Annotated in this window: 11 protein-coding genes, 5 pseudogenes and 1 riboswitch; of the genes and pseudogenes, 11 read left to right on the forward strand and 5 right to left on the reverse strand. The window is 38.9% G+C overall.

Annotated features, from left to right (window positions below; genetic code table 11):
• The first annotated feature begins 143 nt into the window (after positions 1 to 143).
• The gene (locus ACWYN3_RS06120) at positions 144 to 542 is read left to right on the forward strand and encodes a ribonuclease domain-containing protein (RefSeq protein WP_456220341.1); all 399 of its coding nucleotides are present in this window, start codon (positions 144 to 146) and stop codon (positions 540 to 542) included.
• 223 nt (positions 543 to 765) lie between these two features.
• Here ACWYN3_RS06120 and ACWYN3_RS06125 read toward each other — a convergent pair.
• A pseudogene (locus tag ACWYN3_RS06125) lies at positions 766 to 2,225 on the reverse strand (IS1182 family transposase).
• Positions 2,226 to 2,456: 231 nt separating this feature from the next.
• Between ACWYN3_RS06125 and ACWYN3_RS06130 the strand changes: the two are divergent.
• From ACWYN3_RS06130 to ACWYN3_RS06140, 3 genes are all read left to right on the forward strand, one after another.
• On the forward strand, positions 2,457 to 2,624 hold the full coding sequence (locus ACWYN3_RS06130) for a hypothetical protein (RefSeq protein ID WP_456220342.1): 168 nt from the start codon (positions 2,457 to 2,459) through the stop codon (positions 2,622 to 2,624).
• A gap of 5 nt (positions 2,625 to 2,629) precedes the next feature.
• On the forward strand, positions 2,630 to 3,019 hold the full coding sequence (locus ACWYN3_RS06135) for a Crp/Fnr family transcriptional regulator (RefSeq protein WP_456220343.1): 390 nt from the start codon (positions 2,630 to 2,632) through the stop codon (positions 3,017 to 3,019).
• Positions 3,020 to 3,116: 97 nt separating this feature from the next.
• Positions 3,117 to 3,587 (forward strand): RidA family protein, encoded by a 471-nt coding sequence (locus tag ACWYN3_RS06140; RefSeq protein ID WP_456220344.1) that lies wholly within the window; start codon positions 3,117 to 3,119, stop codon positions 3,585 to 3,587.
• Positions 3,588 to 3,830: 243 nt separating this feature from the next.
• Here the strand turns inward: ACWYN3_RS06140 and ACWYN3_RS06145 are convergent.
• The 4 genes and pseudogenes from ACWYN3_RS06145 to ACWYN3_RS06160 form a co-directional block, all read right to left on the reverse strand.
• Positions 3,831 to 5,074 (reverse strand): annotated as a pseudogene (locus ACWYN3_RS06145) (homoserine dehydrogenase).
• A pseudogene (locus tag ACWYN3_RS06150) lies at positions 5,075 to 6,139 on the reverse strand (homoserine O-acetyltransferase family protein).
• A 24-nt stretch (positions 6,140 to 6,163) separates the two neighbouring features.
• Positions 6,164 to 7,482 (reverse strand): annotated as a pseudogene (locus ACWYN3_RS06155) (O-acetylhomoserine aminocarboxypropyltransferase/cysteine synthase family protein).
• A gap of 255 nt (positions 7,483 to 7,737) precedes the next feature.
• A riboswitch (SAM riboswitch) is annotated at positions 7,738 to 7,850 on the reverse strand.
• Between the two features lie 166 nt (positions 7,851 to 8,016).
• Positions 8,017 to 9,123, reverse strand: a complete 1,107-nt coding sequence (locus ACWYN3_RS06160) for a trans-sulfuration enzyme family protein (protein ID WP_456220345.1) — start codon at positions 9,121 to 9,123, stop codon at positions 8,017 to 8,019.
• A 63-nt stretch (positions 9,124 to 9,186) separates the two neighbouring features.
• Here ACWYN3_RS06160 and ACWYN3_RS06165 point away from each other — a divergent pair, with 63 nt between their 5' ends.
• From ACWYN3_RS06165 to ACWYN3_RS06195, 7 genes and pseudogenes are all read left to right on the forward strand, one after another.
• Positions 9,187 to 9,675 carry a hypothetical protein gene (locus ACWYN3_RS06165; RefSeq protein ID WP_456220346.1) on the forward strand — a complete coding sequence of 163 codons (489 nt, stop codon included), beginning with the start codon at positions 9,187 to 9,189 and terminating at the stop codon, positions 9,673 to 9,675.
• A 124-nt stretch (positions 9,676 to 9,799) separates the two neighbouring features.
• Positions 9,800 to 10,318 (forward strand): isopentenyl-diphosphate Delta-isomerase, encoded by a 519-nt coding sequence (idi, locus tag ACWYN3_RS06170; protein ID WP_456220347.1) that lies wholly within the window; start codon positions 9,800 to 9,802, stop codon positions 10,316 to 10,318.
• A 128-nt stretch (positions 10,319 to 10,446) separates the two neighbouring features.
• Positions 10,447 to 11,644: pseudogene (gene mqnE / locus ACWYN3_RS06175) on the forward strand (aminofutalosine synthase MqnE).
• Positions 11,645 to 11,647: 3 nt separating this feature from the next.
• Positions 11,648 to 12,265 (forward strand): histidine phosphatase family protein, encoded by a 618-nt coding sequence (locus ACWYN3_RS06180; RefSeq protein ID WP_456220348.1) that lies wholly within the window; start codon positions 11,648 to 11,650, stop codon positions 12,263 to 12,265.
• Positions 12,266 to 12,267: 2 nt separating this feature from the next.
• Entirely contained in the window at positions 12,268 to 12,993 is a 726-nt protein-coding gene (locus ACWYN3_RS06185; RefSeq protein WP_456220349.1) for a menaquinone biosynthetic enzyme MqnA/MqnD family protein, read from the forward strand.
• Between the two features lie 99 nt (positions 12,994 to 13,092).
• Positions 13,093 to 15,705, forward strand: coding sequence for a DNA mismatch repair protein MutS (gene mutS, locus ACWYN3_RS06190; RefSeq protein ID WP_456220350.1), 2,613 nt, complete (start codon positions 13,093 to 13,095; stop codon positions 15,703 to 15,705).
• Between the two features lie 10 nt (positions 15,706 to 15,715).
• Positions 15,716 to 16,165, forward strand: coding sequence for a C40 family peptidase (locus ACWYN3_RS06195; RefSeq protein WP_456220351.1), 450 nt, complete (start codon positions 15,716 to 15,718; stop codon positions 16,163 to 16,165).
• Positions 16,166 to 16,202: the final 37 nt, after the last annotated feature.

Raw genomic sequence — 16,202 nt, forward strand, 5'->3', positions numbered from 1 at the left:
ACATAAATAAAAATTTCCCCGCCTGCTATGTTTCTTTACTATGAACAATTCATTAAGTTTTGGAAACCTCATCAAACTTTAACTTAAATCACTGATATTTAAGTCATCTATTCATCAATAAATAAACATTAAACAAAAACCTTATGAAACACATTAAAATTTTATTTGTCTTATTAACCTTCGGTATCCTATTTTCATCCTTCACAAAGAACAGTACTGTTCCGGCATTTGTAAACACAATACAAGGAAGAACAGTAAACACAACAAACAGTACTACAAAAAAAGCCTTTGCAACTGTTCCACAAAAAGCCTATACAGTGGCCGACTACGTTGCTAAAAACGGAAGAGCTCCACAAGGATATGTTGGTGGTACAGTTTTCCAAAACCGTGAAGGTTTATTACCGCAAGGTACAGCCTACAAAGAATATGATGTAAACCCAAAAGTAAGCGGTCAGAACAGGGGAGCGGAGCGCATTGTAATTGGCAGTGACGGAAGCCGTTATTACACGGGAGATCACTATGCGAGCTTCACTAAATTCTAAACAAAGAACACTAAACCATAAAAAAGGAGGCTGACCATAGATGAGGGCACTGAAAAAGTTCCTCTTTAATGGGTAACATTCTAAAGCGATTAAGTAAAACATGATTTTTACTTAATCGCTTTTTTTATTGGCTATGGAATCGTGAGTAATACCTGCGGATGAACTGGCGCTAAAAAAGGGCGATAACTGGTCTGATAGCCCGTTTCCTTTCGGTTTTACAGACTTAGGTGGTTAATTTGATGATTCTCTTTAAATTAACAGTGAATATGGCGATTGCTCCCTGCATCTGCATATTTGTAATGCCATGGGATGTCGCCCGTCCATAACCATGTACATTTTTTAACTCACTATTTTTCGCTTCGATTTTATATCGATGTTTGGCCTTTTCTTTAAAGTAATCTGTTTGCTGGAAAGCTTGTTGCTCCTGATGTATGGTTGATTTTATAGTTACTGCATAAGTTTTTGCCTTAGCTCCAGGTTTATAACACCCCTGTTTTAATGGACAGGTCTTACATTTTTCAACGTCAAAATAGTAAGTGTACGATTGATTTTGACCAATATTCTTCTTCCCCTGCCGCGCGCTTTTCGGATGGCCATGTGTCCGGCGGGACATACAAACATATCAGCATCTTTATTATAATCGAACTTGTCTTCTTCCTTTCTAAACCCCTGGGTTATTGAAGGGTTCAGCTTTGCTACTATCTTTATGTTCTGATCGTCGTTGTCTTTCAGTATAAGGTTTTCCTTACCGGAATAAGCTGAATCACCGATTATCGTATCTACCTCGATTCCATTATCCTGACTTATTTCCAATAGCATTGGCAGTTCAGGGCCATCACCTTTTTCACCAGAGGTGACCACTGCAGCTGTAATGATGCGTTCCTCTGTCATGGCCAGGTGGGTCTTGTAGCCAAAGAATTTGCTGTCAGCTGATTTATGACCGGTTCTGGCATCCGTATCTTTAGAGAGCGTATAGTTTTCCTGTGTATCTTCCACAGTCTCTTTCAATAGATTTAACTTCTCTTTGATCGCTGGAATTGAACTTAATGTATGATCTGATTCAATAGCTTTTCAAGCTCCTTACAGTAAGCCAATTCCTTTTCCAGCTCAGCCGAATCGTTCTTTTTCGGCATGCGCTCTTTCATGTGTTCATCTATACTGTAAACCGCTTTTCGCAACAACTTTGAGCGTTCTCTCAGCACCTCAAGTACGGAATATGGATTTGATCTGGACAGAGAATGGGTAGCATCAACAATAATAGATCTGGACTTAATAATACCCTTTTCAAGGGCTATAGCGACCGTTTTTCCGATCAGCAGGTTCAATAAATCTGTATCCTTCAAACGGAGCTTTCGGAACTTAGTCAATGAACTGGAATTGATAACTTCATCCTCAGGAGCCATGTCAAGGAAATATTTGAAGGACATATCGTAGCGCGAGCGCTCAACCACATCAACGTCCGAAACAGTATAGATTGTTTTCAACAACAGGTATTTGAACATGCGCACGGGACTTTCCGCCATACGCCCATTATTTGAACAGTATTTGTCCAGCAGTTCTTCGTAGAGAAAAGGTGAAATCTATCAGTTCGCTGATCTTGCGAAGCAGATTGTCCTTGGGAATGATCAGGTCATATAACCTCGAAAAGGAACTGAACTGAAGTTCTTGTTGTTGAGCTAACATCTAAAAGCATTTCTAAATCGAACTTTAAGATAAAAAAAAGCGAGCAGTAAACCTTAGTTTTTCTGCTCGCTTTTTAACCTTTAAATCTAAAGGACTTTTTCAGTGCCCTCCCATAGATCAGCCTCCTTTTTTTTGCTTATAACCCATATCCCATATCTCATAACCCATTGCCAATTCTTGTTTCCGGGCAAATATCTTAACTTTACGACCATCATTGATAATCATTCAACAGTGCATAACAAACTAAGGGAACATATAGAGAAGATCATACCACTTAGTGATGATGAATTTACATTTGTGAGTACTCATTTTACCATTAAAAAGTTTAAGAAACATCAGTTTCTTGTTCAGGAAGGTGAAGCTGTAAAGTATTCTTACTTTGTGTTTCCGGGCTTTTAAAACTTGTGCATACAGATAGTACAGGCAAGCAGCGCATTGTTTCTTTTGCTATGGAAGACTGGTGGGAAAGTGATTATTACGCCTTTTATACTCAGACTAGGGCAACATTATCACTAGAATGCCTTGAAGATACCGAGGTCTTGTGTATAACGTTTGCAGATTACAAAAAGCTATGCGATGGTCTCCAAAAGATAGAACGTTTTTTTCTTGAGAAATCAAACTTTGGATTTATCGGGGCACAGCGGCGTATCATATCGTGGTTAACATCTAACTCTAAAGAGCGGTATGAGCAGCTCCTTAAACAATATCCCTCACTTATACAGCGCGTACCCAAAAGCGTTCTGGCTGCCTATCTGGGTGTTTCCCGCGAAACCCTTAGCCGGTTATCTCCCTAGTGTGACATACCTCACATGATAATCGTGAGATATGTCAAGAGTCAATTCCAGGTGTTATCAGCAAATTGCGGTGTAAATAATTTTGTACGCAATCATCATGAAAAAAGCAGCAAAACTGTTAGCATTAGCATTAATAACTAGTGCACCAGTACTCGCACAAACTCAAAGCACTCATCAAATGGAAAAAAGAATCACTAATCCCTGGCAATGGCAGGATCAGCGTAGTTATGTACAGGCTGTTGAAGTAAAAAACGTAGCAAGTACACTATACATTTCGGGGCAGACCGCTATAAGTGCCGATGGAATATCAAGTAACGAAGACATGAAATCCCAGTTAATTCAGGCTATACAGAACCTGGAAAAAGTAATCGGCGATGCTGGTTTTGAAAACAAAGGAATTGTCCGGTTAAATATCTATACCACTTCGACAGCAGAGCTCTGGCCTAACTTCCATATTTTGCAGGAATGGATAGCTAAGTACGGCATTAAGCAGGCAGTCACCTTATTAGAAGTAAAAAGCCTTTTCGAAACTTTAAAAGTTGAACTGGAAGCTACGGTTGTGAAATAACCTGAGGCAACTGTTTTGAAATAATCAGTCTCGTCATTAGGTTTTTCTAACCAGTTTTTCTTTTTTTTCTTTCTTTCTTTCTTTCTTCGCAACCCAATCCTTAACCTCCCTGTATGTACGAGGAAACGGTTAGAGAAAAAAAAAAAACGCTTGCTGGTTTTCTGACATTGTTCATTCTTCATGAACGCGGTCAGAAAACCAGCAAGCGTTTTTTTCTTTCCGATTACAAGAGCCCGAGGGAGTCTAGTTGAACAGGACTTCTTCTCCAGCTATAACCTCTATCTGTTTATCCGTATAAGTGAATCTTCCTGTGTGCGCCACAAAAACATCCTTCTGAACAAGCAGATCCTTATTCGCCAGTAATGATTTCAAACTTACACTACCGATCACATATTTGAAATCGTTCCTTGAAAATCTCTCTACAATATTCTCAATTTTCAATTTCTCGACCGTATACTCATGCGTATATCTCAAATAGATTTCAATATTTACATTATCAGTGTGGATCAACCCATTTTTCTGATGAACTTTTTTTTATACTCATATCTGTATCCATATCTCAACGCAGCGATATCAGATAATACAGCAGCACCAGTAGGGTGGCCGCCAGCGCCTTTTCCAAAGAAGAATTGTTTATCCGCAAAAGCAGCCTGAACAGTAACCCCATTGTACTCATTCTCTACATTAAACAAGAAATCATCAGACTTCACAAATTTAGGCAGTACGTAAGTTACTACCTGTTTCGTACTTATCTTACGCGCAGTAGGCACAAGTTTAATCTTATAATTCTTTTCTCTAGCATATTGAATATCCTGTTCCGACAGATTCTGGATACCAATATTCAAGATCTTGTCAGGATTAATAAACAACCCATAAGCATGAGCAGTAGCGATAGCCAGTTTAAACTTAGGATCATAACCACCAACATCCATGATCGGGTCAGTTTCTGCAAAACCAAGATCTTGTGCTTGTTTCAATGCCACATCATAAGGCATATTCTCATTGAATATTTTAGATAAAATATAGTTAGAAGAACCATTGAATATGCCACTTATTCCATGCAGAAGCTCATTATCATAATACTCCTCCAGGTTTCTGATGATTGGAATACTACCACATACTGCACCCTCATAAAGCAATGATGCACCATATGTAGCTTGTAATTCCACCAATTCTTCCAGATGATTCGCGATCATTTTCTTGTTAGCAGAAACTACATGTTTTCCACTAATCAATGCTTTTTTAGCAATAACAAATGCCGCATCCGCATCATCTATCAATTCAACGATTGTATTGATCTCAGGATTATTCAGAATCTCATCATGATCCGTGGTGAAAAGTCCAGCGTCCAGACTACGTTTTTTGTCAGGATTTTTAATCGCTATTTTAATGATTTCCAGGTTTAGATCCTGGCCACGGATGATGTCATGTAGTCCCTGTCCCACAACTCCAAAACCGAATATTCCAATTTTAAGTTTCTTACTCATTTATGCTGTTTTATGCAGTTTAACAATTTTTTTATTTACACTTCCTTTAGAAAGTTGCCTATTATATTAGTAAGTATATCTGTTTCAATTAAAAAGCCATCATGGCCATAAGCCGAATTGATGCTGTGGAATTCTGCTCCGGGAATATGCTTCCCTAAGAACTCCTGTTCCACTAAAGGAAATAGGAAATCATTTTCAATTCCGATAACCAGTGTATTAGATTTAATCGAATTTAAAGCATCAACAACACTTTTCCTTCCTCTGCCCACATTGTGGCTGTCCATTGCTTTGCTTAAATACCAATAGCTATAGGCATTGTATCTTTTGCAAAGTTTTTCTCCCTGGTAATTCTGGTAAGAAGAAGCGCGGAAGCCATCCGTTTTATCATTTACACTTTCCAGTTGAGTGGCACCATAAGCCTCATAAGTACGGTAAGAAAGCAATGCGATACTTCTTGCCACTTTTAACCCTTTAATTCCGCCATCAGGTTTTTGCGCATAAAAACTTCTGTCAGCAGTAATCGCAAGGCGTTGACTCTCATTAAAAGCAAGCAATTCCCCATGGGGAGTGAAAAGCATTAGTAGCTACCAGGATCAGGTTTTCGATTTTGCTTCCATCAATAATAGCCCATTCAGAAGCTTGCTGGCCGCCTAATGATCCTCCAATCAGTACTTTTATCTTTTGAATTTCCAGATGTTCGGCAAGAAGCTGATGTCCGTGAACCATGTCTCTGATGGTAAACTCAGGGAAAGACAAGTAATACGGATTTCCTGTTACCGGATTAATGCTCAGTGGATTGGTACTGCCATAATGAGAACCAATAACAGTTGCACAGATAATGAAATGATCTTCGGGGTTAAATAAGTTTTTTTCTCCAAATAAACCCTTCCACCAATCTAATACGTCCGCATTTGCAGTTAAAGCATGGCATGCCCAGATGACATTATCTTTATTGGCATTTAGCTTTCCAAAAGTCTGATAGCTAATTTGTAACCCACGCAATTTCTTTCCGTTTTCCAGTTTAAATTGCTTTGGGTGGTTATATATGTGTGTTGTTGATGACATTCTTTTTTCTAGCTGTTTTTATTCTTAAAGCGATTTTCCGGATGATAATTTTTCAAAAGCCTGTTCAAAGTCTGCTTTAATATCGTCGATATGTTCAATTCCTACAGATACTCTTAATAATTGCGGAGTGATACCGGCAGCAGCCTGTTCTTCTTCACTTAATTGCTGATGCGTAGTTGCTGAAGGTTGTATAATTAATGTTTTTGCGTCACCTACATTGGCAAGGTGACTAACCAGCTGAAGTTCGTTTACAAATTGAACGGCTTGTTCTTTACCCCCGTGTAACTCAAATGAAAGCACAGCGCCAAATCCATTTTTAAGATATTTCTTTGCATTTTGATGATAAGGGCTGCTTTCAAGACCAGGATAAAAAACCTTTTTGACTGCCTCATGATTTTCAAGCCATGTAGCCAGCGCAAGCGTGTTGTCAACGTGTCTTTGTACACGTAATGATAAAGTTTCCAATCCCTGGATAAGCAGGAAGGAGTTGAAAGGAGAGATGGCAGGGCCGAAATCTCTTAACCCTTCTACTCTGGCGCGGATAATAAACTGGATATTTCCAAAATCACTGCCAATACCAAATACATCATTAAAGACAAGGCCATGGTAACCTTCAGAAGGGGAGGTGAACTGTTTGAATTTACCATTTCCCCAGTTATAGTTTCCGCCATCAATAATTACTCCGCCAATACTTGTTCCATGTCCGCCGATCCATTTAGTTGCAGATTGAACCACTATATGTGCGCCATGCTCAAGAGGTTTGAATAAATAACCTGCTGCACCGAAAGTATTGTCAACGATTAATGGCAGATCATATTTTTGTGCGATTAAAGACAGTTTTTCAAAATCGGGGATACTGAATGATGGATTTCCAATGCTCTCCAGGTAAATCGCTTTGGTGTTTTTGTCTATTTTGGCTTCAAAGTCTTGTGTGTCATCGCTTTCGGCAAATCTTACTTCTATTCCTAAACGTTTGAAAGCAACTTTAAAAACTGGTTATAGCTACCACCATACAGATGAGGAGAAGAAACAAAGTTGTCACCTGCTTCCAGTATATTATTTAATGCGATAAATTGAGCAGCCTGTCCCGAAGCAACCGCTAAACCAGCAACACCACCTTCCAGTGCAGCTACACGTTTCTCGAAAACGTCGGTTGTGGGGTTCATTAAACGGGTATAAATATTGCCAAATTCTTTTAGAGCGAACAGGTTTGCGCCATGTTCTGCACTTTTAAATCCGTAAGAAGTAGTTTGGTAAATTGGTACGGCTCTTGAACCAGTTGTTGGGTCAATTTCCTGACCTGCATGAAGTTGTAATGTTTCGAATCTATAATTTGCTGACATGATTTCGCTGATTTAAAGATGATAAATGGACTTTATAGACAGATACGGGGTTTTATGCTATTGCAAAATCCGTATAAGGGATTGCATACCTCTGAAAAAAGGCCTTCCGGTTGAAATAAAACTAATTTTACGTGGAAGATTGTTGTTGTTAGCCGATGCAACAACACATACATGCAATAATTTGCAGGTGTTTAATCGTGTAAGAAACAGGTTCGCCTGATTGTGATGGTTGGTGATTTGTTTTCATTTTGTCTTAATTTATCTTTCCAGAAAACACTATGTTAACTGGTCAGGAATTGGCACCTTCTCCATTTGGGAGGGTTGCCAGTGGGTCACGGAGCCTGTCTCTCGCCACTTCTTTATAAATCAAACCCAGATTGTGGGTTGACTTGAATAGCTTTCACTATATAATTACAAATGTAGAGCTTTTGTCTCTAATCTCAAAATAATATTCTGAAAAATAATTAAGATTCTGTTTGTAAGTAACTTAAAATGAATATTGTACCCTGTTAAAATGTGGTTTAGCATGTTTTTTTAGGCTAAAGCCTGCTCCAGATCAGCAATAAGGTCATCAATATGTTCTAGTCCAACAGATATCCGAATTAAATTCTGTGGGGTTTTAGTGTCCGGGCCTTCTACCGAAGCGCGGTGTTCAATTAAACTCTCTACACCACCAAGGCTCGTTGCCTGGGCAAATAGTTTGACCTTATTGACTACTTTTCTCGCATCCCCCCTGACCAATACAGATAACATACCGGAAAATCCACCCATTTGTTTTTTTGCGATTTCATGCTGAGGATGAGAAGGGAGTCCGGGGTAAAATACAGCCTCTACTTTTGAGTGTGCAGATAAATATTTTGCAAGTGCCATACCATTTGCTGCATGTCCCCGCATTCTGTATGGTAAGGTCTTGATACTTCTTAATAACAGGAAGCAATCAAAAGGAGAGGGTACCGCGCCGCCAGTTTGCTGAATATTTCTGATTCTTTCCCATAATTCATCCTGAACAGCAGTGACTAAAATACCACCCAGCACATCACTGTGGCCGCCAATATATTTAGTAGAAGAATGCATGACAAGATCTGCGCCATGCAGAATAGGATTTTGGAAACAAGGAGAAGCGAAAGTACTGTCACAGGCAAAGGTTAATTGATGCTTTTTAGCTATTTCAGAAACAGCAGATAAATCTGTAACCTTTAATAATGGATTAGAAGGTGTTTCAACCCATATCATTACTGTGTTGCTTTTGATATGTTTTTCTATTTCACTGACCACAGTAAGATCAATAAAATCTATGCTCAGTATTCCCTCAAAAATTGACTGCAATTGTTTTTTGAAACCCCAGTACATATCATCAGGTGCAATAATATGGCTACCCGGAGGTAAGGCCTGAAAAACAGTCATTCCGGCTGTATTTCCAGAAGAAAAAGCACATGCATCTGCACCTTTTTCCAGATCAGCCATTACTTTTTCCAGTGCAGAACGGTTAGGGTTGCTGACACGGCTATACATATGTCCGCCAGGGTAGCTACCATTTTCATCCCTGAAAAATGTAGTTGAGAGGCTAATTGGCGGGGTTACATCCCCTGTGGCACTGTGGGTTAGATTTCCGGCATGTATAGCAATCGTTTCTGTCTGCATAGAATTTAGGTTTTTGGCGTTTTTTGGCAGGATTTATGTAAGCTGTTTTCGAAAATACAAGATATGAAAAGAATATTAGTTATAGCGGCCATTTTATGTAGTTCATTGATGGTTTTACAAGGCTGTTCACCTAAGGGTGGTGCAGGTGCTACCTTGAAAAGAGGAAATGTGTCTGGAAATTGGGTGTTAAACGACATTACATTTGATGGTGTACCAGCTATGAATGTAAAATCTCTTTTTAACGAAGCTTCTTACAAATGTTTTATTGGTAGTACATGGAAATTAACCAATAGCGGAAATGGATCATACCTGCTTCCGGGAACTGCTGATTGTCCAACAAAAACACAAAGCATTTTTTGGTCAGTGAGTACAGCAGATCAAACTTTCCAATTCAAAAAACTGTATGAAGGAGATAAAGCTAAGAATGTAACTGAAGGTTACAGACTGATTTTATCGCAGGCTACAGGAGATAATCTGGTATTAAAATCACCTGTTGATTATGGAAAAAATCCAGCTTATATTATATTGAACTTTACAAAAGCGATGAAATAAGACTTTACATCAAACAAACACCAGCTGAGCTGCCTCTCCCAAACAAGAGGCAGCTTTTTTATGATGTATAATCAAGTTCTGCAGCTTGTTTTTAATTTTTATCTTTGCAGCTGAAATAGATGTTATGATAGAATACGTGTCGCTGGTTGATAAGGAGGATAATGAAATAGGTATTATGGAGAAACTGAGTGCACATCAGCTGGGCTTACTTCATCGTGCAATTTCTGTCTTTATTTTCAATGATAAAAATGAATTCCTGCTACAAAAACGCGCGACCGGAAAATATCATACTCCTTCGTTATGGACTAATACCTGCTGTTCTCATCCCAGGCCAGCGGAAGTGCTGATCGATGCTGCACACCGAAGGTTAAAGGAGGAAATGAATATTGCCTGTGATTTATCACATCAGTTTAGTTTTATTTATAAAGCTGAATTTGAGAATGGATTAACAGAACATGAATTGGATCATTTTTTTTTTTTTGGTACAACAAATCAGTCTCCTGTACCTAATCCGGAAGAAGTAGCTGACTGGAAATATCTCTGCCTGGATGCTATTGAAGAAGATGTTGCTTTGCAGCCCGATCAATACACGGCATGGTTTAAGTTGATGTTGCCGAAAATCAAAGACATTCTGAACAAATAAACTGGTCTTAAGTACCTCTGATAAATAACCCTGATATTTAGCTTTGACACAAAACTGACAGCCTTAAATTATTGTTACGCCTTGTTATGTTGATTTTATCTTACTTTTGACCTATAAATCAATCAAAGATGGATACGACTGCAAAGCTTACTTTTATACTGGACAATGCTGATTTATCTCAGGAACTGAGAGGGATAGCATTAAAAGTTCAGCAAAAAGAAAGGATCACTTTCGATGAAGGTGTTTACTTATATGAACATGCCGAACTGGGTTTTTTGGGCGTTTTGGCAAATTATATCAGAGAACAGAAGCACGGAGACAAGACTTACTTCAACCGGAATTTTCATATCGAACCCACTAATGTTTGCATATATACCTGCAATTTCTGTTCTTATTCCCGTCTGATTAAAAATAAAGAAGACGGTTGGGAAATGAGTGTTGACGGGATGATGGATATCCTGAAAAAAAAAATATGATGATGAACCGGTAACGGAAGTTCACGTCACAGGAGGGGTAGTACCTAAACAAAATCTTGAATTCTATGCTGAGTTCTTTAAAAGAGTAAAAGCACACCGCCCTAGGTTACACATCAAAGCATTAACACCAGTTGAATGTTATTATATCTTCAAAAAGGCTAAATTAAGTCATTATGATGGATTGAAATATTTTAAGGAAGCCGGACTGGATTCTATGCCAGGTGGTGGAGCAGAAATTTTTCATCCGGAAGTAAGAGAGAAAATAGCGAATGATAAATGTACTGCTGAACAATGGCTTGATATTCATGAGCAGGCACATAAACTAGGCTTAAAAACAAATGCTACCATGTTATATGGTCACATTGAAGAATTTAAGCACAGGGTAGACCATATGGAGCGTTTACGTCAGTTACAAGATAAAACAAACGGTTTCCAGGCATTTATTCCACTTAAATTCAGAAATCAGAATAACCAGATGGAACATGTTCCGGAAGTTTCTGTGATTGAAGATTTAAGAAATTATGCCGTAGCCCGTATTTACCTTGATAATTTTGATCATATCAAAGCCTACTGGGCAATGATCAGCCGTCAGACAGCACAGCTTTCTTTAAACTTTGGAGTTGATGATATTGATGGTACGCTCGACGATACGACGAAAATCTACTCTATGGCAGGTGCTGAAGAGCAAACGCCAGGAATGAGTACCCGCGAGCTTGCGAACCTGATTAAACAGGTTAACCGTCAGCCAATAGAAAGAGATACTTTTTATAATGTAGTGACAGATTACACAGATTTTGTTTTTGAAGAAGAGGCTAAACCTCAGTATTATAAGCTCCCGGTTATTAATTAATTAATGGATAAGGAAATATATATCATTCGTCATGGCGAGACGGATTTGAATAAACAAGGAATTATACAGGGCAGAGGGATAGACAGTGATCTTAACGATACTGGAAGAGCTCAGGGCGCTGCTTTTTATCAATTATATAAAGACATCCCTTTTGAAAAGGTTTATACCTCAGTTCTCAAAAGGACACAACAAACTGTTCAGCAGTTTATTGACGCAGGAATTCCCTGGGAAAAACATACAGAGCTTGATGAACTGGCCTGGGGCGAATTTGAAGGTCAGCATACCAGCGAACTGGTTATTGGTGCTTTTAAAGATATCACAGAGAAGTGGCAGTCGGGTGATTATGATGCGCATTTTGCAGGTGGCGAAAGTCCGGCAGATGTAGCTGTCAGATTAAACGGAATTGTTGAAGTTATTAAAAGCAGGACTGCTGAAAAATTGATACTGATCTGTATGCATGGACGTTCATTACGTTTATTAATGTGTTTGCTGACTAATAATAAACCATTATCAGCCATGTATGATTTTCCTCATCAGAATACTGGTCTTTACAGACTTAATCTGACAGGTGATACTTTCACAATTATCGCCCAAAACAATACCGACCATTTAAACGCATAACATTGAATAAGATCAGAATTTCTGCTGTTGCCTATACCAATACCAAGCCTTTTATTTACGGGATCAATCATTCCGGATTAATCAATCAAATAGATTTAAGTTTAGATATCCCTTCGGATTGCGCCGCCAAATTAATTGACGGTACAGTAGATGTAGGTTTAATCCCGGTAGCGGCAATTCCGCATGTACCGAATGCAAACATTATCTCTGATTATTGCATTGGTTCGGTAGGTGCTGTAAATTCAGTATTCATTTTCAGCAATGTCCCTGTAAACGAAATTAAGACCTTACGTTTAGACAGTCATTCGAGAACATCGAATAATTTAGCACGCGTATTGTTAAAGTTTCATTTTAAACAAGAGGTAATTTGTACGACTGATTTGAATGCAATTACCGACGCAATAGTTTTAATTGGCGACAGGACGTTTGGCAAAAAAGATGATTATGCCTTTGCTTATGACATGGGAGAGGAGTGGATGAATTTCACCGGGCTTCCTTTTGTATATGCAGCATGGGTAGCTAATAAAGTTATTCCTGAAGAGTTTATAAATGAGTTCAATGTGGCTTTGAAAACTGGTTTAGCAGCGCGAAAAGAATTGCTCAAAACCCTTCCGGTGAACCCGATTTTTGATCTGGACGATTACCTGATGCACAAGCTGGATTTTGAACTTACAGCTCAGAAAAGAGAGGCTCTATCCCTGTTTTTATCCTATATAGAACAGTTGTAGGTGAAAAATGTTGTAATTCTTACGCCTTATTTTTTCAAAAAAAAACCTAAAGCTAATCCTTAGATAGTATATTTACATTTTTGTAACGTAACATATATTTTGGCTAAAGATAAGACGAAAGAAACACCATTAATGCAGCAGCACAGTGCGATCAAGGCAAAGTATCCTGATGCATTATTATTGTTTAGGGTTGGGGATTTTTATGAGACTTTTGGCGAGGATGCCATTAAAACCTCTCAGATACTTGGTATAGTACTGACCAGGAGGGCGAATGGTGCAGCAGCATATATAGAGCTGGCAGGTTTTCCTCATCATTCATTGGATACCTACCTCTCAAAATTAGTCCGTGCAGGGCAGCGTGTTGCAATTTGCGATCAGCTGGAAGATCCTAAAACGACTAAAACTATTGTTAAACGCGGGGTGACCGAACTGGTTACACCCGGAGTGGCTTATAATGATAATATTATCAGCCAGAAATCTAATAACTACTTAGGGGCTGTATACTTTGATAAGGCTATGATAGGTGTATCATTTGTGGATATATCCACAGGTGAATTCCATGTAGCACAAGGTAATGCGGAATATATAGACAAACTTCTTCAGGGCTTTAAACCTACAGAAGTTATCTTCCAAAAGAGTAAACGTCAGGAATTCTTTGAATTGTTTGGAGATAAGTTCTATACTTTTCCAATGGACGACTGGGCTTTTACGAGCGACTATGCCAATGAAATCTTAAATAAACATTTTGAAGTTACTTCTTTAAAGGGGTTTGGTGTAGATAAAATCCAGACCGGGATAGTTGCTGCGGGTATCGTTCTGCATTATTTAAATGAAACAGAACACAAGAATTTAAAACACATTACTGCGATCTCCCGTTTGGAAGAAGACACCTATATGTGGCTCGACCGTTTTACTGTCCGTAACCTGGAACTGGTGAGTTCGGCGAATGAAAATGCCATGACGCTTTTTAATGTGCTGGATCAGACTTCCACTCCAATGGGGGCCAGAATGCTTCATAAATGGATTGTCATGCCTTTAAAGGAACTGAAACCTATACAGGAACGTTTAGGGACAGTTGAATTTATGGTGGCCCACGAAGGGATGATTGAAGAGTTTTTAACACATGTAAAACTTATCGGCGATCTGGAAAGGCTGATTTCTAAAGTAGGTTTGCAAAAATGTGGTCCAAGAGAATTGAGTCAGCTTAAAAAAGCACTATATCATATTGAAGAAATAAAGGAAACAGCTTTAACAGCTGAAAATCCATATTTAACAAAGCTGGCAGAGCAGCTTGATCCTTGTTTAAGTATACGTGAAACCTTAGAGAAGCAGCTTCAGCAAGATCCTCCTGCATTATTAATTAAAGGGAATGTAATTGCCGACGGTATTGACGAAGAACTGGACAGGCTCCGTAAAATTTCATCAGGCGGTAAGGACTTTTTGGTGGAAATTCAAAAACGTGAGGCCGCAAAGACCGGAATTCCATCTCTGAAAATATCTTTTAATAATGTTTTCGGATACTATCTGGAAGTAACACATACCCACAAGGATAAAGTACCTGCCGAATGGAGTCGTAAACAAACGCTTGTTAATGCAGAAAGGTATATTACTCCTGAACTTAAAGAATACGAAGAACAGATCTTAGGTGCTGCTGAAGATAAAATTCAGCTGATTGAGGTACGTCTTTATGAGGCATTGATCCAGCAGGTAGCTGCTTATATCAGACCAATCCAATTGAATGCCTTTTTGGTTGCCCAGCTTGATGTGCTTTTGTGTTTCGCGCAATTAGCCCTTAAAAATCATTATGTTAAACCTTTAATGAATGCTACAAAAGTATTGGATATTAAAGGTGGAAGACATCCTGTAATTGAAAAACGTTTACCAGTAGGGGAAGAGTATATTACCAATGATGTTTACCTCGATAACGATACACAGCAGCTGATCATTATTACCGGACCCAATATGTCGGGTAAATCGGCAATTCTAAGACAGACTGGTATTATTGTTTTAATGGCGCAAATGGGCTGTTTTGTTCCTGCTAAAGCTGCACATATTGGCTTGGTGGACAAGATCTTTACCCGTGTAGGGGCTTCTGACAATCTTTCTTCCGGAGAAAGTACATTCATGGTAGAAATGAATGAAACAGCGCGTATCCTGAATAATATATCCGATAGAAGCTTGATCCTTCTGGATGAAATTGGTAGAGGTACGAGTACTTATGATGGTATTTCTATTGCATGGGCAATTGCAGAATTTTTGCACACGCATCCTTCAGCAAGGCCTAAAACATTATTCGCCACACATTACCACGAGTTGAATGAACTGGCCGGAACAATGAACCGGATCAGGAATTTCAATGTTTCTGTTAAAGAAGTGGGCAACAAAATTATATTCCTGCGTAAACTGGTGCCCGGTGGCAGCGAGCATAGTTTTGGTATACATGTGGCTAAAATAGCTGGTATGCCACCAAAACTGATTAACAGGGCTAATGAAATCCTTAAAAAGCTGGAAATAGACAGAACAGAAGGCCAGAGTATTAAGGACAGTTTCAAGAAGGTTCAGAATCAGGCTTATCAATTGCATATGTTTGCTGTGGATGACCCGGTTCTGGTGCAGATCAGGGATATGCTGAATAACCTTGATGTCAATGTACTGACTCCTGTAGAAGCTCTATTGAAACTCGATGAGATACAGAGACTAATTAAAAACTAAAAACAGAAATATGATTTTACGCAGTGTACGCGCCTCTCATCTGATCATAGTGTTGGCCGCAATGGCTTTCTTTTCTTCCTGTGGAAGCAGAAAACATGCAGCATATAAAGATACTAGAGGAGCGAAGGCTGCAGAAGTTCTGTCAGAAGTGCAAAATAAATCGCTGTACCGGTTCATTACTGACTGGACAGGGGTTAGATACAGATTGGGAGGACTGGATAAAAGAGGGATAGATTGTTCAGGATTTGCCTTACTTTTGAATAAGGAGATTTATGGAGTAAACTTACCGAGAAGATCCAGAGACCAGGCTGAAGTGATTAAACAGAAAAACATTTCGCAGCTTAAAGAGGGAGATTTAATCTTTTTCTCTTTCGGGGGCAATGGAATTGATCATGTGGGCGTTTATCTTAATCATGGTTACTTTGTTCATGCCTCATACACGTGGTGTGATCGTAGATGATTTGAACCTCCCTGCTTATCAGCGTGTACTGATCAAA

The organism is Pedobacter sp. NJ-S-72 (assembly GCF_053890575.1).

Bases quoted from the DNA above. Each gene is read 5' to 3' on its own strand.
- ACWYN3_RS06120 (WP_456220341.1), top strand. From the start codon at position 144: ATGAAACACATTAAAATTTTATTTGTCTTATTAACCTTCGGTATCCTA.
- ACWYN3_RS06140 (WP_456220344.1), top strand. From the start codon at position 3,117: ATGAAAAAAGCAGCAAAACTGTTAGCATTAGCATTAATAACTAGTGCA.
- ACWYN3_RS06160 (WP_456220345.1), bottom strand. From the start codon at position 9,123: ATGCAGACAGAAACGATTGCTATACATGCCGGAAATCTAACCCACAGT.
- ACWYN3_RS06165 (WP_456220346.1), top strand. From the start codon at position 9,187: ATGAAAAGAATATTAGTTATAGCGGCCATTTTATGTAGTTCATTGATG.
- idi (WP_456220347.1), top strand. From the start codon at position 9,800: ATGATAGAATACGTGTCGCTGGTTGATAAGGAGGATAATGAAATAGGT.
- ACWYN3_RS06180 (WP_456220348.1), top strand. From the start codon at position 11,648: ATGGATAAGGAAATATATATCATTCGTCATGGCGAGACGGATTTGAAT.
- ACWYN3_RS06195 (WP_456220351.1), top strand. From the start codon at position 15,716: ATGATTTTACGCAGTGTACGCGCCTCTCATCTGATCATAGTGTTGGCC.